Origin of the sequence: Erythrobacter rubeus, assembly GCF_014705715.1 — a bacterium.
Lineage (GTDB): Bacteria > Pseudomonadota > Alphaproteobacteria > Sphingomonadales > Sphingomonadaceae > Erythrobacter > Erythrobacter rubeus.
Genome location: NZ_JACXLC010000001.1, coordinates 1421398 through 1445307, shown reverse-complemented (window position 1 = coordinate 1445307; position 23910 = coordinate 1421398). Strand labels below are relative to the sequence as shown.

Sequence of the window (23910 nt, the reverse complement as noted above, 5' to 3'; positions counted from 1 at the left end):
ATACTAAACCATATGGTTGATAGTAACGCGAGCATCGACACGGTCTTTCGCGCTCTCGGAGAGCCCACGCGGCTGCGGATGATCCAGGAGCTGAGCCGCGGTGAACGCACGATCGGCGATCTGGCCGAGCCGCTCGACATGACGCTGGCGGGAGCATCCAAGCATATCGGTGTGCTCGAACAGGCAGGGTTGCTGACGCGGGAGAAGCGCGGGCGGGAGCGGGTTTGCAGGCTGCGACCCGAAGCTCTCCTTGCCGCGCGCGACTGGACCCAGAAATACAGCGCATTCTGGAATGACCGGCTCGATGCGCTGGATGCGGCCATCAGGGAGCAGGACGATGAGTGATTACGGCAGGCAAACCGGCCCGGCACAGGTCGAATTCACACGCATATTCGATGCGGCACCGGCGCGGGTCTGGGAATTCCTTGTGGATGGCGAAAAGCGAAAATTGTGGTTTTGCGGCGGTTCGACCGACGACCACGCGGGCGGTGAGATCGTGTTCGAATTCGATCACCGGCGTCTATCGGACCGAGACCCGCCGGAAAAGTACGCCTCCGAAGAAATCGCCACGCATCGCGGCAGGATCATCGAATACTGCCCGCCGCACCGTCTGGTCTTCACCTGGTTCGAAGCGGAGGGTGAGGGCGAAAGCACCGTGGACATCACCCTACGCGAAACGGATGGCGGGAAGACCGAATTGCACCTCGTTCATACGGGCCTTGCCGGACGCGATATGTTGGTCGGCGTCCTTGCGGGATGGCATGGCCATTTCGATCTTCTCTGCGAAGTCGTGAACGGCCCGCGCAAGTCCGATTTCTGGGCGCGCGACGGTCAGCTTGAGAAAGAATATGCGGCGCGAGTTTAGCTTGCGTCGGGGCCGGGTTCAGCGGGCGGCGACCAGCGGCCCGTTTCCATCCAGATCAGGAACCGGCGCAGCGGCAGTAGCCAGATGAGGCCGAGCACGAGGTAGATGACGGTTTGCGCCCAACCGGGCCAGCCTCCGATAATGTCCGGCGCGTAGCGGGCTATGATCACTCCATAGGCGATCAGGAATACGAACAGGCCGATGATCCCCGCCGGTATGCGCCATGTCGGTGTTTCTCGCATCAGCTGATCCCGTACATCCTGGTTGGCGTTATCACCGCGTCGAGCGCGATATCGTGCGGTTCGGTAGGCAGGGCATCGCAAAGCTGCGCGTCCCACGCGAGACCAATCGCGATCCGGCCGGGATGTTCCGCGAGCCAGCGATCGTAATGGCCGCCGCCCTGACCAAGCCGTTCGCCCGAAGCGGTGAAACCGATCAGCGGAACAAACAACACATCGGGCAAGACTTCGCGCGCATCGGGGCGCGGCTGCGCAATATCGAACGGTCCGGCTTCGAGATCGCCTTCGCCAAAGGGATCGGTGTGCTCGCGGAATGTCATCGTGGCGCGTTGATCCGTGAAGGCGGGCAGGGCGATTGCGTGCCCTCGCTCATGAAAGAACTTCGCATACCCACCTGCGGGGGCCTCATCGGCATTGGCTGAATAGAGACCAATCACCGCATCATCGCCAATTTTCGCGAGCAGCGGCGCAGGCGGCCTGTGAAACAGCAGCGCGCGAATAGCATCAGGCTGCGCCGCCACATGTTCGCGCCGCATCTTTCGCAAATTTTTTCGAAGTGTCGTTTTCGAGATCACGCTAGCTTTCATCTTCGGCCCGAATGGCCGCAAGCCCGACCGGGCGCCCGCAGCGACGCGACCTTCAGGTCGCAGTGAGCGAGGAAAGCCAAGTGAGCGAATGCGAACGCCGGCGCTTGAGGCCAACAAATGATGACGGGACCACCATGGGTCGTTGCCAGAGAAATCCACTGACGCGAAAACGTCAGGTGGGCGCCGTATGCCCCGGTTCCCAGGACGAACCCGTGTTCCAGAGCAGGGACAGCTCCCGATGGATTGCTTATAGCCTCAGGGATGTTCAATCGGCTCGTGCCGGGCAGCCCCGCCATCGCATAACTTAGGACGCTCCGCTCACCTCTTCAAGCGCAGTGGCGGTCTCTTCGGCGCGGGTAGCGAGTGTTTCCAGCTTCTCGATGATTTCATCGCTGACGGAGGGCGCGCCGAACAGATCGTGCTGGTGGCTGGCGGCCTCGCGCATTTCGGCGAGCTGAGCTTTCAGGTCCTTCACCTCTTCGCGGGCGCGCGCTTCGGCCTTGGTCAGCGTTTCGATTTCGGCGCGAAGTTCCGCTTTCTTACCGCCCGATCGCGCTTTCTCATGCTCGACATTTTCGCTCGACTTTTTGGCGCTTTTGCGTGCCTCCGCCAGCTCGTCGGCGAGGAAAAGTGCGGCGAACAGCAGGTTCTGCGCCTCTTGCGGCGTGCGCGCATTGCCGAGCTTCGCATACCGCTCCTCGATCATCGCGCCGAGCTTCATGATGTGTTCTTCTTCGCCATCGGCGCAGATGATGGTGTAGGATTTCGGGCCGACGGTCAGGGTAACTTCGCTCATGCCAGTATCGTCACCTTTCGAGATCGGCGATGACCGCGTCGAGTTCGCTCACGGTTTCAGCGACTTCCTCGCGCAGTTTTTCGTGTGCGTTAACCAGAGCGAGAATCTTGACGTTGGTGCCGTCGCCGCTCCCGCGATTACCGGAGCTTTCCGAAATCGCCGAGCGCGCAGAGGCGATCCGCTGCAAAGCGGCGTCGATACGCGTCATGGCGGATACGATCCGGCTCTCGCCCATGGCGCGATAAATACCAAGATTGCCCTTGCCGCGCAAAGCTTTGCCGGCGCCTGTTGATAAGTGCTCTTGGCCGCAAATCAGCATTGCCAATTGGGGAGCAAGTGGCGGACGCTGGCGGGGACCGCTTGACCTCACAATAGGGCTCGGCAATGGCATCGCATAATGGATCGAATCGACCGGACCCGCGGTCGTAGTCCGAGCGGCACGGAACATCTCACCGCCGCACGCCAGCAGGAGGCACCCGAGCCGCATGACGATTGATACCGCCCGCTTGCAAGACATGGCCAACGCCATTCGCGCGCTTTCGATGGACGCGGTACAGGCCGCCAATTCGGGCCACCCCGGTATGCCGATGGGCATGGCCGATGTCGCATCGGTGCTGTTCCAGAACCACCTGAAGTTCGATCCGTCGCGTCCCGACTGGGCCGACCGGGACCGCTTCGTGCTGTCTGCCGGGCACGGATCGATGCTGATCTACAGCCTGCTGCACCTGTCCGGCTACGCTCGCCCGACGATGGAGGAAATCCGCAATTTTCGCCAACTCGGCAGCCCGTGCGCGGGGCATCCGGAAAACTTCCTGCTCGAAGGTGTCGAATGCACCACCGGGCCGCTGGGTCAAGGTCTCGCAATGGCGGTTGGCATGGCGATGGCGGAGCGTCATCTGAATGCGGAATTCGGCGATGGTCTCGTCGACCACCGCACGTGGGTCGTCGCCGGTGACGGATGCCTGATGGAAGGCATCAACCACGAGGCGATCGGTCTTGCCGGGCACTTGCATCTTGGGCGGCTTATCGTGCTGTGGGATGACAACAACATCACCATCGATGGCCCGGCCGACCTCTCGACCAGCGAAGATATAAAGGCCCGCTACGAAGCGACCGGATGGCATGTCGTCTCGTGCGACGGTCACGATTTCGATGATATCGACCGCGCTCTCGAAGAAGCGAAAGCGGACGAACGCCCCTCGCTCGTCGCCTGCCGGACGATTATCGGCAAGGGCGCCCCGAACAAGCAGGGCACCGCCGCCACCCACGGCGCGCCTCTGGGCCCCGAGGAAATCGCCGGTGCGCGCGAGGCGCTTGGCTGGGATGCTGAGCCGTTTGAAGTGCCTGGAGATATTCTTGCCGACTGGCGGGCGACTGGTGATGCCGGGCGCGAGGCCAATGGAGAATGGCAGAACCGGCTTGCCGGATCGGAGCTGAAGGATCAATTTGAGAAGCGCATGGACGGCGTTGGCGACAGCGCGTCTGCTGCGGTCACCGCGCACATCCAGACGCTTGCGGCGGACCCGCAGAAAGTGGCGACGCGCAAGGCTTCTGAAATGGCGCTCGAGCCGCTTACGGAGAACATCCGGCACCTGATCGGCGGCTCTGCCGATCTCACCGGGTCGAACAACACCAAGACATCGGCAACGGCGCCTTTCACGGCGGACGATTATTCGGGTCGCTACGTCTATTACGGCATCCGCGAATTCGGCATGGCCGCGGCGATGAACGGCATGGCGCTGCATGGCGGGGTCGTCCCGTATGGCGGGACGTTCCTGATTTTCTCCGACTACTGCCGCAACGCGATCCGCCTGTCGGCGCTGCAAAAGGTCGGCGTTGTCTATGTGATGACGCATGACAGCATCGGGCTGGGCGAAGATGGCCCGACGCACCAACCGGTCGAGCAGGTCATGAGCCTGCGCCTTGTGCCGAACCTCAATGTCTACCGCCCCTGCGACACGATCGAGACGGCGGAGTGCTGGGCGCTTGCTTTGCAGACGCCGCATACGCCATCGGTGCTCGCGCTGTCGCGGCAGGGGCTTCCACAGCTTCGCGGGGAGGGCGATGCCGACTGGTCGGGCGAGACCAATCGCAGCGCCAAGGGCGGCTACCGGATGCGCGCCGCGAGCGCGGATCGCAAGGTCGTGATCGTAGCATCGGGCAGCGAGGTGTCGCTCGCGGTGGAATGCGCCGATCGGCTGGAGCAAGACGGCGTTGGCGTCGATGTCGTATCGATGGTGTGCGCCGAACTCTTCGACCAGCAGGACGAGGATTACCGCGCCGATATCCTTCCCGCAGACGCGCTCATCGTTTCCATCGAGGCGGGAAGTACGCTGGGCTGGGAACGCTATACGGGCTGCGGCGGCCTCAATATCGGGATCGACAGCTTCGGCGCATCGGCCCCGGCGAGCGATCTCTTCTCCCATTTCGGTTTCACAGCGGACGCGATCGTTCCGCAAATCCAGAACAAATTGAACACATAAGCAGGAGTTTCTTTCATGGCCACCAAAGTCGCCATCAACGGTTTCGGCCGCATTGGACGTCTTGTCGCGCGCGCGATCCTGGAGCGGAGCGATCACGATCTCGAACTGGTTTCGATCAACGATCTGGCTGACACCAATGCCAACGCGCTGCTGTTCAAATACGATTCCACTCACGGGCGCTTCCCCGGATCGGTGGATGTGAAGGACGGCGCCATCGTGGTCGATGGCAAGTCAATCGCGGTCACCTCCGAACGTGATCCGGGCAACCTCCCGCACGGCGATCAGGGCGTCGATATCGTGCTGGAGTGCACCGGTTTCTTCCAGAGCCACGAAGCCGCAGAGCCGCATCTCAAAGCGGGCGCGAAACGCGTGCTGATCTCGGCGCCGGCCAAGAACGTGTCGGCGACCATCGTGTACGGGGTCAACCACGATGTGCTGACCGCAGAGGACGTGATCGTCTCCAATGCCAGCTGCACGACGAACTGCCTGTCGCCGGTTGCGAAAGTGCTGCACGACACCGTGGGCATCGAGCGCGGTTTCATGACCACGATCCATTCCTACACAAACGATCAGCGTATGCTCGATCAGATGCATTCCGACATGCGCCGTGCGCGCGGCGGTGCGCAGAACATGATCCCGACGACTACCGGCGCAGCCCGCGCTGTCGGCCTCGTCCTGCCAGAGCTGGCAGGCAAGCTCGATGGCTCTTCGGTCCGCGTGCCGACTCCGAATGTCAGTCTCGTCGATCTGGTGTTCCAGCCCAAGCGCGATACCAGCGCCGATGAGCTGAACGCAGCGCTCAAGGCTGCCGCGGACGGCGCGATGAAGGGCGTGCTCGACTACACCGACGAACCGCTCGTTTCCTCGGACTTCAACCACCACCCGGCGAGCTCGACCATCGACAGCCTCGAAACCAGCGTGATGGAAGGCAAGCTTGCCCGCGTTGTGTCGTGGTACGACAACGAATGGGGCTTCTCGAACCGCATGATCGACACTGCGGGCGTGATGGCGAAGTTCCTCTAAGCCAACGCAAGGGAGACTTTCGCCATGGCTGCTTTCAAGACGCTCGACGATCTCGGCGACGTAACCGGCAAGGTCGCGCTCGTCCGGGTCGACCTGAACCTGCCGATGAAGGACGGTTCGGCGACCGACGTCACGCGCGTCGAAGCGGTCAAGCCGACGATCCTCGAATTGTCGGAGAAGGGCGCGAAGGTTCTTCTGCTTGCGCATTTCGGGCGTCCGGGCGGCAAAAGGTCGTCGGTGCTTTCGACCAGCATGGTCGTGGGCGATGTCGAAGAGGTGCTGGGCAAGGAGTTGATGTTCATTCCCGAAGTCGCTGGGCCGGTGGTCGAACAGTCGATCGGCATCCTGCGCGACGGCGATATCGGCCTGCTCGACAACACCCGCTTCTGGCCGGGCGAGGAGGACAACGATCCCAACTTTGCGCAGGCGATTGCTGCGCATGGAGATTTCTACGTCAATGACGCGTTCAGCGCCGCCCACCGGGCTCATGCGACGACAGAAGGCGTCACGCACCACCTGCCATCCTATGCAGGCCGCGCGATGGAAAAGGAGCTGAAAGCGCTCGACGCAGCGCTCGGCAACCCTGAGCAGCCTGTCGCGGCGGTTGTTGGCGGGGCGAAGGTTTCGACCAAGCTTGCGGTGCTCGAAAATCTCGTCGGCAAGGTGCAGCACCTCATCATCGGCGGGGGCATGGCCAACACGTTCCTCGCCGCACGAGGCGTGGATGTCGGCAAGTCTCTGTGCGAGCACGACCTTGCCGACACCGCATCGAAGATCATGGATGAAGCAGACCACGCGGGCTGCACGGTCCATTTGCCTTATGACGTGGTTGTTGCGAAGGAATTCGCCGAGAACCCGGACAGCCTGCGCACCTGCAACGTTCACGAAGTGGCGGAGGACGAAATGATCCTGGATATCGGTCCGCAGGCCACCGAGGCGCTTGCCGATGTTCTGAAGACTTGCCGCACTCTCGTGTGGAACGGCCCGCTCGGCGCGTTCGAAACCGAACCGTTCGACACTGCGACCATGGCTCTGGCGCGCCACGCGGCTGCACTCACACAGGAAGGCTCGCTGACGAGCGTGGCTGGCGGCGGCGATACCGTCGCAGCTCTGGCGCAAGCGGGTGTGACCGACGACGTGACCTATATCTCGACAGCAGGCGGCGCGTTCCTGGAATGGATGGAAGGCAAGGAATTGCCGGGCGTCGCGGCGCTCAGCGCCTGATCGCAGGACAGGACTTATGGCCAATATCGCTGCAATCATCGAGGCAAACGAGCTTCACTTCATGCAAAGCTGGATGCACCGCGATGCCGGTTCGATCCGCCAGCTGGCGACGCGCGATTTCATGATGATGCTGGGCACGAAGCCGCCCGAACTGCTCGACCGCCCAAGCTTCGTCGCCGGTATCGAACAAGGCTTTCGCTGCACCGGGTTTCGTCTGGGCGAATCCTTCGTGCGCAAATATGGCAGGCTGGCCTGGTATGTTGCCGGAGCGCAGCTCGAACTGAAGCTTGGCGCGAAAGACTGGTCGGGCGATTTCATCATTACCGACCTGTGGCGCAAGGCCCGCATCGGGGGCTGGAAACTGGCCGAACGCAGTCTCGCACCTACCAACAGCGATGACGACCTCGACCACCGGATCCGCAAGCTGCAATTGTGGAGGTGAGGGGCGTATGAGCGAACAGGATGAAGGTTACGGCAGTGCGGTCGTCTGCACAGAGGGCGAGTTTGTCGGATGGCATCACTGGGACCACGATCCTTACGAAAGCCGCTCCGGCCCGTTCTTCATGCGGCGCGAGGATGACGGCTCTTATCTGAGCGCTTTTCGCGCCGAGGATCGGCACATGAATGGAGGCGGCTTCATGCACGGCGGGTGCCTGCTCACCTTTGCCGATTTCGCCCTGTTCGCCATCGCCAATGACGAGCTGAAGTCAGGCGAGCATGCCGTCACCATGAACCTCTCCGGCGATTTCCTGGGCGCGGTTCAATCGGGAGCGCTGGTTGAAGCGCGCGGCGAAGTAACCCGCGGCGGGGGCAAGACGATCTTCGTGCGCGGTCTTGTTACCGGCGACGGCAAGCCGGCGCTGAGCTTTACCGGCATCATCCGGAAATTCTCAAAAAAGGCGTAACGGCTATCGATATTCGGGATTGGGCGCATCGAAACGATAGCCGTCCTCCCATAATTCCTTTGAATTGCCGTAAGCCGGGATGCCGCCTGCATCTTTCAGCATTCTGGCGAGATGCATCAGGTTCCACGTCATGAAGGTCGTGTTGCGGCGGGTGAAGCTGTTCTCGAACCCGGCGCGCGACCCATCGTCCAACTCGTCACCGAAGGACGCACCCGGACCGGCCTCGCCGATCCAGCCCGCATCGGCCTGCGGCGGGATGGTGAAGCCAACATGCTGCATGCCGTAGAGCACGCCCATGCCGACATGCTTTATACCGTCCTCGTTGCCGGTGACCAGGCAGCCGCCCACCTTGCCGTAAAAGATGTACTGACCTTTATCGTTCTGCTGGCCGGAATGGGCATAGAGTTTTTCGATGATCAGCTGGCACACGGAGCTTTTCTCGCCCAGCCAGATCGGCGTGCCGAGCACAAGGATGTCGGCGGCTTCGACCTTTTCCCAGAGCGCAGGCCATTCATCGCTGGCCGCACCGTGTTGGGTCATGTCCGGATAGACGCCGTAAGCGATGTCGTAATCCGCCGCGCGGACCTGCTCGACCGATACCCCTGTTTCGCGCATGATCGCAGCCGACATGTCGATCAGCGTTTCGGTATGGCTTTTCTCGGGGCTGTATTTGAGCGTGCAATTGATGAACAGCGCGGTGAGATCGCTGAAGTCGGTTTCGTTCTCCTTGCAGAGCCGCTCCTGGGTTTCATCGAGCATCGCACTTCCTCCGTTTTTCAAAAGACTTACGCCTCAAGAGAGGATTGTTTCCGCGTCCGATGTTGCAGTACTCCGGCGCTCTTAGTAAGGCGCGCGAGACCACTTCATGCATCGAAATACCAAGGATGGGGACCTCCATGAACACCGAACAGATGACCGCCAAGATCAGGAACGGGCAGGGCTTTATCGCGGCGCTCGACCAGTCCGGTGGTTCGACGCCGAAGGCGCTTCGTGGATATGGTGTGGAGGACAGCGAATGGTCGAACGATGATGAAATGTTCGGCCAGATTCACTCGATGCGTAGCCGGGTCATCACCTCGCCGTGCTTTGGCAGCGGGAAGGTGATCGGCGCGATCCTGTTCGAAAAAACCATGGACGGAATGGTTGATGGCAAGCCGACCGCAGATGCGCTGAAAGATCGGGGAATTGTGCCGTTCATCAAGGTGGATCGGGGCCTTGCCGACGAGGCAGACGGCGTCCAGCTGATGAAGCCGCTCGACAAGCTACCTGCTCTGCTTGAAAAGTCGGTGCGCATGGGCATGTTCGGGACCAAGATGCGGTCCGTCATCAAGTCGGCCAATCCCGCCGGTATCGCCGCGATCGTGAAACAACAGTTCGATGTCGGCGACCAGATTGCCGATGCTGGTCTGATGCCCATGCTGGAGCCGGAATACGACATCACCGCCGCCGATCGCGCTGAGGGCGAAGAGATGCTGCGCGCTGAAATCCTCGAGCATCTCGATGCCCTGCCGGAAGGCCGCGAAGTGATGCTCAAGCTGTCGATCCCGGTTAAGCCCGATCACTACAAACCGGTGATCGAGCATCCCAACGTACTGCGCGTCGTCGCGCTCTCGGGTGGCTTTTCCACCGACGAAGCGTGCGCGAAACTCTCCAAGAACAGCGGAATGATCGCCAGCTTCAGCCGCGGGCTGCTGCAGGACCTGCGCAAAGGCCAGTCGGACGAGGAATTCGACAGCACTTTAAGCCAGGCCATCGGTCAGATTGCCGAGGCCAGCGTCGCCAGCTGATCGGCGATTTGGTTCTCGATCAGTAATCGGAAATATATTCGATATCGAGGCTGTAGCGGCCAAGAGGGATTGCCCCGTATCTGACGGGCTCTGCACCGCTTCTTGTCAGGCGCAGGAATCCACCCGGCACACGCGTCGCTCTGCCCAGCACGAGCGGGATCTCCCGCACAGCTGTGCCGCTATGCAGCACCGCAGCGATGATCAGGCGGTCGTTCTTTCGGCACAGTTCCCTATCCGTGCAACGTGACTCCTCGATGATGCCGAACGGCGTGATCTCGACTTCACCCACTGCGACCCGTTCGAAAAAGGCGACGTCGTAAACGGCGTAATAGCTGTCTTGCGCGGTCGCTGATGCGGCGAGGGCCGCTGCGCCAGCCATGGCCAACGCGCTGCGAATGAATGCGGTCATCAGGTCTGCTCCTTCCCCTGAAGTTATAGCTCGGATCGAACCGAAAATCGCCCGTCGTTTACGATTGGTTCACCATGGGACAGTCAGCCGTTTTAGGTGCGCGGTTTGGCAGCGATTGGCGCGCGTGACATTGCGCGCTATGGGGCGCGGATGAGTGAAATCGCCACCCAATTGTACCTGATCTCGCCGCCAGATGTGTCGGGAGATTTTCCTGCTCGGCTCGAACGTACGCTGGCTGCCGGAAAGGGCGTCGTGACCGCGTTTCAGTTCCGGGTAAAGGGGCTGGATCAGCACGAGGCGGCCGCCCTTGCCGCGCCGCTTCAGGCGATATGCGCCGAACACGAGGTTGCGTTTATCGTCAATGACAGCGTGCCTCTGGCAAAACGGCTAAAGGCCGACGGGGTTCATCTCGGTCAGGACGATGGCGATCCGAAGGAAGTGCGCGAAGAGCTCGGCCGGGAGGCGCAGATCGGCGTCACCTGCCATGCCTCGAAACATCTGGCGATGGAAGCGGGCGAAGCGGGCGCGGATTACGTCGCCTTCGGCGCGTTCTTCGACAGCATGACCAAGGACAAGGGTGATGCAGAGCACCCGACCGCCGACATCATCGAATGGTGGAGCACGCTGTTCGAAATCCCCTGCGTCGCGATTGGCGGCATTACGCCCGATAATTGCAAAGAGCTGATCGCAGCGGGGGCCGATTTCCTCGCGGTGTCCGGCTCAGTCTGGAACGGCGACGAGGTCGCCGCCATCGAAGCTTTCACCAAGGCGATCCGCTCCGCCTGACCAGCTTCGCGCTCAACCGCTTGCTGCGGCCACGAAGCGTTCGACATTTTGCCGCGTGCCCGACACGATCAGCAGATCACCCAGCTCGATCATGGTATGCGGCTGCGCGTATTCGAAGTCTTTGGTCGGGCTTTTAACACCCACTACGGTGATACCGTGATGCGTCCTGATCGCGCTTTGACCGAGTGTCTTTTCGGCGATGTCCTTTGGCGCGGCCAGCTTGGCAATGGCGAAGTCATCATCGAATTCGATGTAGTCGATCATCTTCCCGCTCAGGATATGCGCTACGCGTTCACCCATGCGTGCCTCGGGATAGACGATGTTCGTCGCGCCTGTGCGATCGAGAATGCGGCCGTGGTTGTCATTGACCGCTTTTGCCCAGATTTGCGTCACGCCGAGATCTGACAGGGCGAGGGTAGTCAGCACGCTCGCCTCGATATCGCTGCCGATCCCGACGACGGCCGCTTCGAAATCCTCGACACCCAAGCGGCGGAGCGTTTCAGTGTCGGTGGTGTCGGCTTCCACACATTGAGTAAGCGTATCTGCCATCGCCTGGACGCTTTGCGGGTTGCAATCGACGCCCAGGACCTCGTGACCCATACGCTTCAGGGATTTCGCCACCGCTTGGCCGAACCGGCCCAATCCGATGACGAGGATGGGTTTGCGTTTATCAGCCGACAATGGGGTTCTCCTCAGGATAGCGATAGGGGCGCCGCGCTGCTCCGAGCGCTAGTGCCGTTGCGACGGTGATTGTTCCGACCCGGCCTACGAACATCAGGACGATGATGACCAACTGGCCAAGAACGGGCAGTTCGCCGGTGATCCCGGTGGAAAGACCGACGGTCGAAAACGCCGAGACCGTTTCAAACAAGATATCGCGCAAAGAATGCGGTGTGATCGCAAGAAGGATCGAGGTGGCAACCGCGATGAGCAGCAGCGCTAGAACCACCACGGAGAGCGCCTGACGTTCGACGTCCTGGTGAACACGCCGACCGAACAACACGGCGTCGCGCTGGCCGCGCACTTCGGATACGACAATCGCCAGGATCAGCACGAATGTCGTAATCTTGATACCGCCAGCAGTCCCGGCACTGCCGCCTCCGATGAACATGAGCAGGTAATTGCCCATCAGCGTTTCATCGCGGAAGCTACCAACGTCGAGGCTGTTGAACCCGGCAGTGCGCGGCATCACCGAATGGAACGCAGCATTGAGCGCCTTTTCGCCCAATTGCATTGGTCCGAGCGTTTCCGGATTGGTCCATTCTGCAGCCATCATTCCGAGCCAGCCTGCAAGCAGGAGCACGACCGTGCCCGTCACCGTGATTTTAGAATGGAGCGTCCACCGTTCGAATTCGAAAGGGCGCTCGCGCAATTCCTGCATGACCGGGAAGCCGAGCGCGGTGATAATAACAGCGATCATGATGGGTGCGAGGATGATTGCATCGCTTTGAAAACCCATCAGGCTGTCCGAATAAGTCGAAAACCCCGCGTTGTTGAAAGCGCTTACAGCTTGAAAAAGGCCGTTCCAAAGCGCCGATCCCCAATCGTAATCGTAGGCCAGTCTCAGCCGGAGGGTCAGGATCGCTGTGACGATTGCTTCGACCACCAGAGTTATGGCGAGCACGAGTTTGAGCACCGATTTGGCGTCGCCAATATCGAGTCGGCTGCGCTCGATCTGCGTCGCCATGCGGTCTTTCAAACCGAATGTGCGGCCCGCGACGAGACCCAGCAGCGTGGCGGCGGTCATGATGCCGAAGCCGCCGATCTGGAACAGGAACAAGATTACCCCTTGACCAAAACCGGTCCAATAGGTCGGCGTGTCAACGACGATCAGGCCGGTCACTGCCACTGCCGAAGTCGCGGTGAAAAGCGCGGTCATGAACGGCGCGCCGCCTTCTTCCGCGCGGGCAATCGGTAGCAGGAGCAGGAGGGTGCCCAGCGCAATCGTCGCAAGGAACAGAACCGGGATTAGGCGTGTCGGGTTTTGCAGGGTCTTCGCCTTCTTCGATCGATTTCTACCGAAAGGTCAAAAGCTTGACGGAGGTCGCACAAATCGATTGCCCTTATTGGGAGGAGCAGCCAAAAAAACCGCTCAACGCCGGCAAGGTTCCCGGTGGGTTACGGACGTGTTGGTTGAAAGGCCGCGTGACCGAACCCTGCGCGCAGGCTATTCGGAGCGGATGAAATTCTTCGACCGCTTGCTCACGATCGTCGTCACTGCGACGCTAACATCGATAGTCTGGATCGTTTTTGGCAGTTCGCTGCTGGAAATGGCAGACGAACGACAAGGCGGCAATGAGGCTGCACCGGTTTCGTTGGATGCGAATTCGGTTGATGGGGACAGGCCGGTTGAGGTGCCAGAGTTCACTCCGCCTGGCGAGGGCTCAGTTCCTGAAGATTAATCAGCCCGTCCCGCCGAGGCGTGTGCAGCGCAGTTTGCCGCGCTTCAGTTGGTTCGTCCCCACGCGTTCGAACTGTTCACCCTTCTTCGGGCCGCGCGTGAAGGTCAGCGTATTGCCGCGCATGATGTAGGTACCGCGTCCTTCCGGGCTGGTGTAGCTGGACGCCGGACCGATCGAGAATCCTTCTTCCTCGACGGTTTCGTAGGCCGCTCCCGCAGCGTCGCCGGGCAGGGTGCATTGATAGATGCCGTGCGGCATCGTGCGCAGCATCCCGCCGGGTGAGCCGGACGGTGCGGTCTGTGCGAAGACAGGCCCCGCCAATGCGAACAGTGCGGCAGGAGCCGCTGCCAAAAAGACGTTTTTCGAAGTCATATCGGAATCCCTCACCGCGGGGCCGCTTATAGCGTCCCGCGCATATTTGCGCCACGTCTTAGGCCCGGCTGGCTGAATTCAAGCTGAAAATGCGGGCGGCGGCGCGGCGGGGGCGGGCGATGCTTGCCGAGAGCAGCGGCCTTCGCTATTGGCGCGCATCCCATATTTCCGCGCGCGCCTGCGACACGGCGCGCCGTTTCTTCCGATACAAAGGCACATGGCCCCATGAAAATCAGCGGCGTCGACATTCGTCCCGGCAATATCCTCGAATATGAAGGCGGTATCTGGAAAGTCGCCAAGATCCAGCACACCCAGCCGGGCAAGGGCGGGGCGTATATGCAGGTCGAGATGAAGAACCTGCAGGACGGGCGCAAAACCAACGTCCGGTTCCGGAGCGCCGACAGCGTCGAGAAAGTCCGGCTCGATACGCAGGAATACCAGTTCCTTTACGAAGACGGCGACATGCTCGTGTTCATGGATCAGAACACTTACGAGCAGATCATGCTCCCTTCCGATCTGCTCGGCGATGCCCGCCCGTTCCTGCAGGACGGGATGCAGGTGAAGCTGGAGCTGTGGGAGGAAAAGCCGATCAGCGTCGAGCTTCCCCAGCAGGTCGAGGCCGAAATCGTCGAGGCCGATGCGGTGGTGAAGGGCCAGACGGCGTCTTCCAGCTACAAACCTGCCGTGCTCGACAACGGCGTTCGCATCATGGTCCCGCCGCACATCGAGAGCGGCACCCGGATCGTGGTCGATGTCTACGAACAGACCTATGTCGGGAAAGCGAGCTAAGCGCGCGGAGTTTTTGGCATGAGCATGTTTTCAGGTCTGATCCGCGTCATGGAGCGCGCCGCGCGCAAGGCGGGTGGCCGCCTGCGCCGCGACTTTGGCGAGGTCGAGCACTTGCAGGTCAGCCGCAAGGGACCTGCGGATTTCGTGTCCAAGGCCGATATGCGCGCCGAGCGCACGCTCTATGATGAACTGCTGGCGGCGCGGCCCGGCTGGGGCTTCGTCATGGAAGAAGCGGGCGTGATCGAAGGCGATGAGGGCATGCCGCGCTGGATCGTCGATCCGCTCGACGGGACGACCAACTTTCTCCACGGTATCCCGCATTTCGCAATCAGCATCGCCGTGCAGGAGCCGCGGCTCGATGGCAAAGGCTGGGGCGAAGTCACCGCCGCGGTCGTGTATCATCCGATCAATGACGAGACCTATTGGGCGGAGAAATCACGCGGTGCCTGGCTGCAGGATGCGCGGCTGCGGGTATCCGGCCGCCGCCAGCTTTCCGAGGCGCTGATCGCAACCGGCATTCCGTTTCAGGGGCATGGCGACTTCGCCGAATGGAGCCGCATCTTCGGTGCGATCGGCCCCGAGGTCGCCGGTATTCGCCGGTTCGGCGCAGCATCGCTCGACATGGCCTATGTCGCGCAGGGACGCTTCGACGGGTTCTGGGAGAGCGGTCTCAACGATTGGGACACAGCGGCGGGTTGCCTGCTGGTGCGCGAAGCCGGCGGTTTCGTTTCGGATTATCGCGGCCGGTCCAATCCGATCCATTCGGCTCAGGTGCTCGCGGCCAACGATGCGCTGCATTCACGCCTGCACAAGATCCTGGCTGGAAGTCTGCGCTAAAGCTGGTGCCCCTGGCCCGACTCGAACGGGCACTCCCGAAGGAAAGCGATTTTGAGTCGCTCGCGTCTACCAATTCCACCACAGGGGCACGCCTGAGCAGAGCGCGGCTGTTAGCTGGCTCCTTCACCGGCTTCAAGAGCGCATTTCGCGTATCCTAGCCGCGCCAGCCCGCCCTTGCTCCTGCTACGTCAGTTCACGTCGATGCGAAGCTTGATCACGCCTTCATCGCGGCTGTCGAAAAGCTTGTACGCCTCCGCCCCTTCGCTGAGGTCGAATGAGTGGCTGAATAGTCCCGCCGACTTGATCCGACCCGACTGGACCAGCGGGACCAGATGCGGCCACATATTCTGCACCTCGCAAATCCCGCCGCGCACGGTGACGTTCTTGAACAGGATAAGCGGCAGTGGCAGCGCGTCGTCGGGTTCGGGAATGCCAATAAAGCTGGCCGTGCCCTGCCGCGCGACGAGCGGCAGCACAGAATTGATGGCGCCCTTGGCGCCGGAAGCCTCGAACACCGATTGCACGCCGACGCGGCCGGTTGCGTCCATGATCTGCGCGGTCAGATCGGAGCCGGGGGCGTAAACCTCCGCGCCGAGTGCTGCGGCCATATCGCGGCGCGAGGCCACCGGATCGATCGCGAACACCCGCGAAGCGCCGAGCAGGAGAGCGAGCTCGACCGCGATCAGCCCAATCGGCCCGAGGCCAATGACCGCGACTGTCCCGCCTGGCTGCGGTTCCGCGCGCGTCAGGCCGAAATATGCAGTCGCCATCCCGTCGGTCAGCAGAAGCGATTGCTCGGTCGTAAGGCCATCGGTCGAATAGAGCGTCGCGTCCGCATTGGGCACGTTCACGAATTCGGCCTGACCGCCCTGCAGGGTTGGCCCGATGCCGAATGCGGTCGCCTCGCGGCAGGCCAGTACATCGCCGACGAGGCATTGCGGGCAATTCCCGCAGCCAGTGCCGCCCGCCGCGAGCACCTTGTCGCCGACCTTGAAGGTGTGAACATCGCTGCCGGTTTCTACCACTTCGCCGATGAATTCATGGCCGCAGCAGAATTTCGGCGCGTCCGCGCTGTACTCCGTATTGCCGATATGCGCGCCGTGATACATGTGCAGATCGCTGCCGCAGATCGAGCAGCTTTCGACCTTCAGAATGGCGCTGTTGGCGGTGCGCAGCTCGGGATCGGCATAGCTTTCATAGCGAATGTCGCGCGGTCCATTGAACACCAGAGCTTTCATTTATGCGGCCTTCCTTCAAATCCTCTGCAAGCACCATCGACCGGCGACCTTGCCGAGGCAAGCGCAGCATCCGACTTTATTCGCTTGATCTTCTCGCCTTAAGTTGAGAGATCGCGGGAACCGGACATGATCGAATTTCCATCCTATCATGCACTCGCCGCAATGGTGGTCACCATCCTCATGTTCGTGGGCTTTGTGCGCGGACGGATGTCGATCGAGATCGTGTCGCTGCTCACCATCGCGGTCATTGCTGTCGGCCTCTATTTCTTTCCGCTCGAAGGGACGCGGCCGATCGACGGGCTGGCGCTCGCATTCGGCGGATTCGGCCATTACGCGCTGATCACGATTTGCGCGCTGATGGTGATGGGCAGGGGGCTGGTGGTAACTGGCGCTCTGGAACCTGCCGCTCGCATCCTCGAACGCGTGTTCAGAATGAACTTGCAGCTAGGCCTGCTGGTTTCGCTGCTGATCGCGTTCGTGCTGTCGATGTTCGTCAACAACACCCCGGTGCTGGTTTTGATGATCCCGATTTTTGCGGCGCTGGCGGCGCGCGGTGCCTTGCCGACATCGAAGACGCTCATGCCGTTGAACGCGGCGTCGCTGATCGGCGGGCTGGCGACGACTATCGGCACATCGACCAACATTCTGGTTGTTTCCATCGCGGTGGACCTAGGCATGCGCGAAATCGGCGTGTTCGATTTCACGCCGCTGGTGCTTATCGCCGCGCTCGTCGCGCTTCCCTATATGTGGCTGATCATGCCGCGCCTGCTCGACGACAACCGAGTCGAGACAGAACAGAATTTCAGGCGGTTTCACACGCGGCTGAGGCTCGGCAGCGAAAGCAGCCTGGTCGGCAAGAGCGCGGCGGAACTGGTCACGGTCCTGCCGGAAGGCATCCGTTATCACGGTGAGCCCACCGGGCCGATGCAGGTGCAGCAGCGGCTGCATATTTCCGGATCGCACGAAGCGCTCGAAGATGCGGTGCGCGAACTGAAAGGCGAACTCGCCCCGAGCTGGGTGCTCGACCGGATCAAGCGCAATGCTTCGTCGAGCAGGGAAGACGTCATGGTCGTCGAGATGACCGTGACGGCGGATTCGCGCCTGATCACGCGGACGCTGCCCTCTTCGGGCATCGCCGATCTTTACGGCGTCGCCGTGCTCGGCATTCACCGCCCCGACAGATTGCTGGGCGAGAAGGACCAGTATTCCGGCGGGGGCGACCTCCGCATGATGGAAGGCGACGTGCTGCTCGTCATGGGCCTGCAGGACGATCTGCAGGCTTTCGCGCGCGCAGACAGCCTGCTGATGCTCGAAGGCGCACGGGAATTGCCGCGCCGGTCGAAAGCGCTGCTGTCTGCGGTGATCATGGGTTTTGCGGTACTTACCGCGTCCTTCGGCATCTTCCCGATTGCGATCTCGGCATTGGCGGGGGCGATCCTGATGTTCGTGACCGGCTGTGTGAAGTTCGACCGAGTAGGAAGGGCGCTGTCGGGGCAGGTGATCGTGCTGGTGGCTGCGAGTATCGCCATCGGGCGCGTCATCGATGAAAGCGGCGCGGCCGCGTGGCTGGGAGAAGCGTTATCGATAGGTCTGGGGGTCTTGCCGCCAGCGCTCGTGCTCGCCGCGATCATGGCGTTTGTGACGGTGCTGACGAACTTCGCATCGAATGCCACCGCGGCGACGGTTGGCACTCCCATCGCCTTCAGTATCGCCGCGCAGTTGGGCCTGCCGCCTGAGCCGCTTGTGCTCGCCGTGCTGTTCGGCTGCAATCTGTGTTACGCGACGCCGATTGCGTACCAGACGAACATGCTGATCATGGCGGAAGGGAATTATGATTTCGCCGATTACATTCGCACGGGCGTGCCGCTGGTCGCGCTGATGGTGACCGCGCTGTCTGTCGTGCTGGTGCTGTGGTACGGTTTGTGACCGGTTGCGGGTACGCTTTCCTACGCCTGCATACGTGTGGCAGATAGGTGGGATGACAGGTTCGGCGCGCTTCTTTTATCGAATTAATCGATCAATTGGCGCGTTTCCGGTCATGGGGATTTTGACTTCAGGACCGTGTAACACGCGGTCCATGTGCCCCTCAGCTGCGACGAACGGAGTGCAGGCGAGGGTTGGACGTAAGGGGAGAGAGTGATGCTGAAACGGGTACTGACAGCGGGCGCGGCTCTGGCCGTGGTATGGGGATCGCCTGCGATGGCGGACGACCACGGCGGCGATGGGCTCCGCGCCGAGGTGATGGCCGACATACCGGGGCTGATGGAGGTCTACAAGGACCTGCATGCCAATCCGGAGCTGAGCTTTCAGGAGTTCGAGACCGCCAAGAAGCTGGCAGCACGCGCGCGCGAACTCGGCTTCGAAGTGACCGAGGGTGTGGGCCAGACCGGCGTGGTCGCCGTCATGCGCAATGGGGAAGGGCCGACGGTGATGCTGCGGGCCGACATGGATGGCCTGCCGGTGACCGAACAGACCGGACTGCCCTATGCCTCGAAGGCGCGCGGTGTCCCCGCGAGCGGTGTCGAAAGCGGCATCATGCATGCCTGCGGACACGACACGCACATGGCCGCGTGGGTCGGCGCGGCGCAGCTGCTGGCCGAGCGGCGGGACGAGTGGTCGGGCACGCTGGTGATGATCCTGCAACCCGCCGAGGAATTGGGGCTAGGCGCGCTCGCCATGCTCGAAGACGGGCTGTACGAACGCTTCCCGAAGCCTGACTACGTGCTGGGCTTCCACGATGCGGCGGGCGCTCCAGCGGGCTTCATCGGCTATGCCAAGGGATACGCGCTCGCCAACGTCGACAGCGTGGACATCTCGGTCAAGGGCGTGGGCGGGCACGGTGCCTATCCGCACACGACCAAGGACCCGATCGTGATCGCCTCCTCAATCGTGATGCGGCTCCAGACGCTGGTGAGCCGGGAGACGAACCCGCTGGATTCGGCGGTTGTTACAGTGGGCAGCTTCCTCGCCGGCGCAAAGCACAACATCATCCCTGATGAGGCGAAGCTGCAACTGACCGTGCGCTCCTACGGCGCCGAATCGCGCGCGGCGCTGCTCGACGGGATCAGGCGCATTGCGAAGGCTGAGGCCATGGCCGCGGGGCTCGCAGAAGACATGCTACCGACCGTGACCGTGCAGGAGCCCTATCTGCCTTCGACCTACAACACCCCCGAGTTCACCGAGCAGGTGATGGCTGGTCTGGCGGATCGCTTCGGTGACCGGATCAGGGAAGTGCAGCCGGTCATGGGCGGTGAGGATTTCGGGCAATTCTACCTGGCGGACCCTGACAACATCGAATCGCTGATCTTCTGGGTCGGCGGTGTGCCTTTGGAGCGGTATGAGGCCGCGCAGCGCGGCGAGGTTGAGCTCGTCAGCCTGCATTCGCCGTTCTGGGCTCCCGATGCCGAGGTGGTGATCGCCACCGCAACCGAAGCGATGACCGCCGCGACGCTGGACCTGATGCCGAAAAGCGGAGGCTAGGGCTCACAAGGTAACGGCCGCCGACACGCTGCGGGTCACAGCGCATCGACGGCCGTATTCTCCTCCCCAGGAGAACTGGTGCAGGTTATCGCGCCTCAGTCGGCGGATGGCACGTAGGTGCCCAGCCGGTGGTGCAGCGCGTTGATCTTGGCGAGCTCGTCGCGGTCCTCGGTTCCCCGGGCATGGCTTTCAAGCGCACGGCGCAGCAGCTTCATATCGGCGGTCGAAAGAAGCGCGCGTGCACGGGCCGGTTCGGTTTTCGGGGTATCAGTATCGCTCATCGTATCTCTCTCCCTGGTCCTCTCGCGGACGTGGTGACGATGGTTAAGCTAATGGAGGGCAAGGATGGTTCCCGCAAGGCCGGATCAGGTCCAGCCTTGCAGAAACATCAGTTAATCAAGCAGCTTCGAACTGGTTCATCGTATTGTCGGCACCGCCTGCTTTCAACGCGGCTTCACCAGCGAAGTATTCCTTGTGATCGTCACCGATGTCGGAGCCAGCCATGTTCTGGTGCTTGACGCACGCGATGCCCTGGCGAATCTCCTCACGCTGCACGTTCTTGACGTAGCCGAGCATCGCCTGTTCACCGAAGTACTCCTTCGCGAGGTTGTCGGTGCTGAGCGCGGCCGTATGATAGGTCGGCAGAGTGATCAGGTGGTGGAAGATGCCCGCGCGCTTCGAGGCATCGGCCTGGAAGGTGCGGATCTTCTCATCGGCTTCGGCGGCGAGTTCGGTACCGTCATAATCGACACTCATCAGCGCATCGCGGTCGTAAGCCGACACGTCCTTGCCCGCTTCGGACCATGCGTCAAAGACCTGCTGACGGAAGTTCAGCGTCCAGTTGAACGATGGCGAGTTGTTGTAGACCAGCTTCGCGTTCGGAACGACTTCACGGATCCGGTCGACCATGCCGGCGATCTGCTCGACATGCGGCTTCTCGGTCTCGATCCAGAGCAGATCAGCACCCGCCTGAAGCGAGGTGATCCCGTCGAGCACGCAGCGATCTTCACCTGTCCCGGCGCGGAACTGGTAGAGGTTCGATGGAAGACGCTTCGGTCGCAGCAGCTTGCCATCGCGGCTGAGGAAGACGTCGCCATTCTTGATGTTGGCCGGATCGACCTCTTCGCAATCGAGGAAGGAATTGTACTGGTCGCCAAGATCGCCTTCTTCCTTGGTGTAGGCGATCTGTTTGGTCAGGCCAGCGCCAAGGCTGTCTGTACGAGCGACGATGACGCCGTCTTCGACACCCATTTCAAGAAAGGCGTGGCGGCATGCGCGGATTTTCTGGTGGAAATCTTCGTGCGGAACGGTGACCTTGCCGTCCTGGTGGCCGCATTGCTTTTCGTCCGAAACCTGGTTTTCAATCTGGAGCGCGCATGCACCCGCTTCGATCATCTTCTTGGCGAGAAGATATGTTGCCTCGGCGTTGCCGAAACCGGCATCGATATCGGCGATGATCGGCACGACGTGCGTTTCGTAATTGTCGATCTGGTTCTGGATATCCTTCGCCTTCATCTGATCACCAGCTTCGCGCGCAGCATCGAGATCACGGAACAGTCCGCCAAGCTCGCGCGCATCGGCCTGCTTCAGGAACGTGTAAAGCTCCTCGATGAGCGCTGGCACGCTGGTCTTCTCGTGCATCGACTGGTCGGGAAGCGGACCAAATTCGCTGCGAAGCGCTGCAACCATCCAGCCCGAAAGGTAGAGGTAACGCTGCTTTGTCGAACCGAAGTGCTTCTTGATCGCGATCATCTTCTGCTGCGCGATGAAACCGTGCCAGCAGCCGAGCGACTGGGTGTAGTCCGCAGAGTCTGCGTCATAGGCTTCCATGTCGGCACGCATGATCTTCGCGGTGTATTTCGCGATGTCGAGCCCGGTCGGGAAGCGATTCTGGATTGCCATGCGCGCGGCGGCTTCTGCGTGGATCGCGCCCCAGCTTGGTCCGTTGGCGTCGATGATGCTTTGCATCTGGGCGATTGTGTTCTGATAGGTCATGTCCGATCTCCTAAAAATCTTGGGGAGGTTTATGAGGTCGGGATGCCCTGTTGCGACGCAGCATAACAGGGAAAGTTACAAACTTTGTTGTCTCTATACCGGTCATCGCGCCAGAACTTGTGTAACCGTGTAAATTTATTTACATGCTGAAGCATGACCGAAACAGCACTCCTGGCGGGACCGGCGCTGCGGCGTTTGCGCAAGCGTGAAGGGCTCACGCAGGCGGCAATGGCCGCATCTTTGGGTATTTCCCCAAGCTATCTGAACTTGATCGAGCGCAACCAGCGCCCGCTTTCCGCTCGGGTACTGGTCCAGGTGATCGAGCGCTATGATTTTGATCCGCGCTCCCTTCGGGAAGACGAGGCGATTGGCGGCATAGACGGACTGGTGCGGCGCATGGCGGATAAACGCTTTGCGGATCTCTCGATCGACCGCGAAGAGGTGCAGGAATTCCTCGCCGCTGCACCGCAGGCGGCAGCAGCGTTTGCGCGGCTCTACGATACCGCCGGGGAGGGTAAAGCGCGAGCAGACGACCCCGTTGGCGATGCCAGGCGCGCAGTTGAAAGGTGGCAAAACCACTTCGCCGATCTAGACCATTCTGCTGAGGAAACAGCGGATGAGTTGCGTCTTTCTCGAGGCGATACGGGCGCTGCCTTGATGGAGCGCTTGCGTGAAAAGCATCAGCTGTCGGTTCGCATCTTGCCGACCGAAGTCATGCCGGGGATCGTCCACCGGCTCGATCTTCACGCGAGACAATTGCAGCTGTCCGAAATGCTACCGGGTGCAGCGCGCCGGTTCCAGATTGCGCGACAGGTGGGCGCTCTCGAACAGCGCGAGCAGATCGAGACGCTGGTCGCGGGCGCGAACCTTTCATCTACCGATGCGCGTGACATGTTCCGCGAGCACGTCACCGATTATGTCGCGGGCGCTTTACTGATGCCGTACCGCAGGTTCCTGCGCGCGTGCGAACAGACGGGTTATGACGTCAACATCCTCCAGCGTCGTTTCGCCTCCAGCTTCGATCAGATCGCACAGCGGCTCACGACTTTGCAGCGGGTGGGCGAGCGCGGGCTGCCGTTCTTCAGCGCGCGGTTCGGACGGACTGGTCGCATGGTGCACTTTACGTCCGGGGCGAGCGGCGCGATCCACCCGATCGACGGTGCGCGGTGGCCTGCCTGGGTGACCTACGCAGCATTCGAGAACCGCGGTTCGCTGCTCACGCAATCGGTGATGTTTGGCGAAGGGGAGGCGGTGCCCAAGCACTGGTTTACCATCGCGCGGACGGTCGAGGTCGACGGCGTGGCGTGCTCGTCGCGCAAGGCCGTGGTGCTGGGTCTAGAAGCGCGGTTTGCGGGCGAGCTCGCCCATGCCAGAGGCGTTTCATTGGCACCGGATGATGCCGTTCCGCTTGGAGTGGGGTGCCCGCGCTGCGGCCGGGTGGACTGCCTGACCCCGGCATCGCGCAGGCTCGCGGCGGAAACGGGACCGTAAGCAGGCGCCAAAGACACCTCGCTAAAGCCAAATTAACCTCGCTAGCCCGCGAAGGACGGGGCTTTCGGAGACGCTGTAAAGTTTACCGACACTTAAGGTCTCAGGCTTAAAGCCGAAAACCGAACCTGTCCTAGTTGGTGAAGTTTCGACGCATGATCCGCTGTTTTCAGCCTTGCATTGCAAAGCCGGCCATTGTGCAAAA

Annotated in this window: 27 protein-coding genes, 1 tRNA gene and 1 other RNA gene; 15 read left to right on the top strand and 14 right to left on the bottom strand. The window is 61.4% G+C overall.

Annotated features, from left to right (window positions below; genetic code table 11):
- Nucleotides 1-12: 12 nt before the first annotated feature.
- Together IB285_RS07085 and IB285_RS07080 are read left to right on the top strand one after the other, a co-directional pair.
- Nucleotides 13-345 (top strand): ArsR/SmtB family transcription factor, encoded by a 333-nt coding sequence (locus IB285_RS07085; RefSeq protein WP_190787517.1) that lies wholly within the window; start codon nucleotides 13-15, stop codon nucleotides 343-345.
- On the top strand, nucleotides 338-865 hold the full coding sequence (locus IB285_RS07080) for an SRPBCC family protein (RefSeq protein WP_190787516.1): 528 nt from the start codon (nucleotides 338-340) through the stop codon (nucleotides 863-865). Before IB285_RS07085 ends, IB285_RS07080 begins: the two co-directional genes overlap by 8 nt.
- Here IB285_RS07080 and IB285_RS07075 read toward each other — a convergent pair.
- From IB285_RS07075 to IB285_RS07055, 5 genes are all read right to left on the bottom strand, one after another.
- A complete protein-coding gene (locus IB285_RS07075) occupies nucleotides 862-1107 on the bottom strand; it encodes a DUF2842 domain-containing protein (protein WP_190787515.1) in 246 nt (81 codons plus the stop codon). The two genes, IB285_RS07080 and IB285_RS07075, sit on opposite strands and share 4 nt — an antisense overlap.
- A complete protein-coding gene (locus IB285_RS07070; RefSeq protein WP_190787514.1) occupies nucleotides 1107-1691 on the bottom strand; it encodes a 5-formyltetrahydrofolate cyclo-ligase in 585 nt (194 codons plus the stop codon). The genes IB285_RS07075 and IB285_RS07070 overlap by 1 nt, the downstream gene beginning before the upstream one ends.
- Before the next feature lie 122 nt (nucleotides 1692-1813).
- A non-coding RNA gene (gene ssrS / locus IB285_RS07065) (6S RNA) lies at nucleotides 1814-1984 on the bottom strand.
- A gap of 11 nt (nucleotides 1985-1995) precedes the next feature.
- Nucleotides 1996-2487, bottom strand: a complete 492-nt coding sequence (locus IB285_RS07060; RefSeq protein ID WP_190787513.1) for a cell division protein ZapA — start codon at nucleotides 2485-2487, stop codon at nucleotides 1996-1998.
- A gap of 10 nt (nucleotides 2488-2497) precedes the next feature.
- The gene (locus IB285_RS07055; RefSeq protein ID WP_190787512.1) at nucleotides 2498-2722 is read right to left on the bottom strand and encodes a hypothetical protein; all 225 of its coding nucleotides are present in this window, start codon (nucleotides 2720-2722) and stop codon (nucleotides 2498-2500) included.
- Between the two features lie 250 nt (nucleotides 2723-2972).
- Here IB285_RS07055 and tkt point away from each other — a divergent pair, with 250 nt between their 5' ends.
- The 5 genes from tkt to IB285_RS07030 are packed head-to-tail and all read left to right on the top strand — an operon-like array spanning nucleotide 2973 to nucleotide 8122.
- Entirely contained in the window at nucleotides 2973-4970 is a 1998-nt protein-coding gene (gene tkt / locus IB285_RS07050; RefSeq protein ID WP_190787511.1) for a transketolase, read from the top strand.
- Nucleotides 4971-4985: 15 nt separating this feature from the next.
- Nucleotides 4986-5993: a type I glyceraldehyde-3-phosphate dehydrogenase gene (gene gap / locus IB285_RS07045; protein ID WP_190787510.1), complete on the top strand. Its 1008-nt coding sequence runs from the start codon at nucleotides 4986-4988 to the stop codon at nucleotides 5991-5993.
- Between the two features lie 24 nt (nucleotides 5994-6017).
- Nucleotides 6018-7217 (top strand): phosphoglycerate kinase, encoded by a 1200-nt coding sequence (locus tag IB285_RS07040; RefSeq protein WP_190787509.1) that lies wholly within the window; start codon nucleotides 6018-6020, stop codon nucleotides 7215-7217.
- Nucleotides 7218-7233: 16 nt separating this feature from the next.
- Entirely contained in the window at nucleotides 7234-7659 is a 426-nt protein-coding gene (locus IB285_RS07035; RefSeq protein ID WP_190787508.1) for a Cif family virulence factor, read from the top strand.
- A 7-nt stretch (nucleotides 7660-7666) separates the two neighbouring features.
- Complete coding sequence (locus IB285_RS07030) at nucleotides 7667-8122, top strand: PaaI family thioesterase (RefSeq protein ID WP_190787507.1); 456 nt, start codon at nucleotides 7667-7669, stop codon at nucleotides 8120-8122.
- Between the two features lie 3 nt (nucleotides 8123-8125).
- Here IB285_RS07030 and IB285_RS07025 read toward each other — a convergent pair whose 3' ends face one another.
- On the bottom strand, nucleotides 8126-8881 hold the full coding sequence (locus tag IB285_RS07025) for a flavodoxin family protein (protein WP_190787506.1): 756 nt from the start codon (nucleotides 8879-8881) through the stop codon (nucleotides 8126-8128).
- Between the two features lie 137 nt (nucleotides 8882-9018).
- Here IB285_RS07025 and IB285_RS07020 point away from each other — a divergent pair, with 137 nt between their 5' ends.
- Nucleotides 9019-9909, top strand: a complete 891-nt coding sequence (locus IB285_RS07020; RefSeq protein ID WP_190787505.1) for a fructose bisphosphate aldolase — start codon at nucleotides 9019-9021, stop codon at nucleotides 9907-9909.
- 19 nt (nucleotides 9910-9928) lie between these two features.
- On the opposite strand, the gene IB285_RS07015 is transcribed toward IB285_RS07020, so the two are convergent.
- The gene (locus IB285_RS07015) at nucleotides 9929-10318 is read right to left on the bottom strand and encodes a hypothetical protein (protein WP_190787504.1); all 390 of its coding nucleotides are present in this window, start codon (nucleotides 10316-10318) and stop codon (nucleotides 9929-9931) included.
- A 150-nt stretch (nucleotides 10319-10468) separates the two neighbouring features.
- Between IB285_RS07015 and thiE the strand changes: the two genes are divergently transcribed.
- Nucleotides 10469-11104 (top strand): thiamine phosphate synthase, encoded by a 636-nt coding sequence (gene thiE, locus IB285_RS07010; RefSeq protein ID WP_190787503.1) that lies wholly within the window; start codon nucleotides 10469-10471, stop codon nucleotides 11102-11104.
- Nucleotides 11105-11116: 12 nt separating this feature from the next.
- Here the strand turns inward: thiE and IB285_RS07005 are convergent, their stop codons facing one another.
- Both IB285_RS07005 and IB285_RS07000 read right to left on the bottom strand, forming a co-directional pair.
- Nucleotides 11117-11785, bottom strand: a complete 669-nt coding sequence (locus tag IB285_RS07005; protein ID WP_190787502.1) for a potassium channel family protein — start codon at nucleotides 11783-11785, stop codon at nucleotides 11117-11119.
- Nucleotides 11775-13049 carry a TrkH family potassium uptake protein gene (locus tag IB285_RS07000; RefSeq protein ID WP_328705906.1) on the bottom strand — a complete coding sequence of 425 codons (1275 nt, stop codon included), beginning with the start codon at nucleotides 13047-13049 and terminating at the stop codon, nucleotides 11775-11777. Before IB285_RS07000 ends, IB285_RS07005 begins: the two co-directional genes overlap by 11 nt.
- Nucleotides 13050-13284: 235 nt before the next feature.
- Between IB285_RS07000 and IB285_RS06995 the strand changes: the two genes are divergently transcribed.
- Nucleotides 13285-13506, top strand: a complete 222-nt coding sequence (locus IB285_RS06995; RefSeq protein ID WP_190787501.1) for a hypothetical protein — start codon at nucleotides 13285-13287, stop codon at nucleotides 13504-13506.
- On the opposite strand, the gene IB285_RS06990 is transcribed toward IB285_RS06995, so the two are convergent.
- Nucleotides 13507-13878, bottom strand: a complete 372-nt coding sequence (locus tag IB285_RS06990) for an elongation factor P (RefSeq protein WP_190787500.1) — start codon at nucleotides 13876-13878, stop codon at nucleotides 13507-13509. It lies immediately after the preceding gene.
- A gap of 225 nt (nucleotides 13879-14103) precedes the next feature.
- On the opposite strand from IB285_RS06990, the gene efp reads away from it, so the two are divergent.
- Nucleotides 14104-14667, top strand: coding sequence for an elongation factor P (gene efp, locus IB285_RS06985; protein ID WP_190787499.1), 564 nt, complete (start codon nucleotides 14104-14106; stop codon nucleotides 14665-14667).
- Between the two features lie 18 nt (nucleotides 14668-14685).
- On the top strand, nucleotides 14686-15504 hold the full coding sequence (locus IB285_RS06980; RefSeq protein WP_190787498.1) for an inositol monophosphatase family protein: 819 nt from the start codon (nucleotides 14686-14688) through the stop codon (nucleotides 15502-15504).
- Between the two features lie 3 nt (nucleotides 15505-15507).
- On the opposite strand, the gene IB285_RS06975 is transcribed toward IB285_RS06980, so the two are convergent.
- Both IB285_RS06975 and IB285_RS06970 read right to left on the bottom strand, forming a co-directional pair.
- Nucleotides 15508-15592: transfer RNA gene (locus IB285_RS06975), tRNA-Leu, on the bottom strand.
- A 100-nt stretch (nucleotides 15593-15692) separates the two neighbouring features.
- A complete protein-coding gene (locus tag IB285_RS06970) occupies nucleotides 15693-16742 on the bottom strand; it encodes a zinc-binding dehydrogenase (RefSeq protein ID WP_190787497.1) in 1050 nt (349 codons plus the stop codon).
- Nucleotides 16743-16868: 126 nt separating this feature from the next.
- Between IB285_RS06970 and IB285_RS06965 the strand changes: the two genes are divergently transcribed.
- Both IB285_RS06965 and IB285_RS06960 read left to right on the top strand, forming a co-directional pair.
- Nucleotides 16869-18668, top strand: a complete 1800-nt coding sequence (locus tag IB285_RS06965) for an SLC13 family permease (RefSeq protein WP_190787496.1) — start codon at nucleotides 16869-16871, stop codon at nucleotides 18666-18668.
- Between the two features lie 213 nt (nucleotides 18669-18881).
- Nucleotides 18882-20222 carry an amidohydrolase gene (locus IB285_RS06960; RefSeq protein WP_190787495.1) on the top strand — a complete coding sequence of 447 codons (1341 nt, stop codon included), beginning with the start codon at nucleotides 18882-18884 and terminating at the stop codon, nucleotides 20220-20222.
- Nucleotides 20223-20317: 95 nt separating this feature from the next.
- Here the strand turns inward: IB285_RS06960 and IB285_RS06955 are convergent, their stop codons facing one another.
- The gene (locus IB285_RS06955; protein WP_190787494.1) at nucleotides 20318-20503 is read right to left on the bottom strand and encodes a hypothetical protein; all 186 of its coding nucleotides are present in this window, start codon (nucleotides 20501-20503) and stop codon (nucleotides 20318-20320) included.
- Nucleotides 20504-20618: 115 nt separating this feature from the next.
- Entirely contained in the window at nucleotides 20619-22217 is a 1599-nt protein-coding gene (locus IB285_RS06950) for an isocitrate lyase (protein ID WP_190787493.1), read from the bottom strand.
- Between the two features lie 153 nt (nucleotides 22218-22370).
- On the opposite strand from IB285_RS06950, the gene IB285_RS06945 reads away from it, so the two are divergent.
- On the top strand, nucleotides 22371-23708 hold the full coding sequence (locus tag IB285_RS06945; protein WP_190787492.1) for a helix-turn-helix domain-containing protein: 1338 nt from the start codon (nucleotides 22371-22373) through the stop codon (nucleotides 23706-23708).
- Nucleotides 23709-23910: the final 202 nt, after the last annotated feature.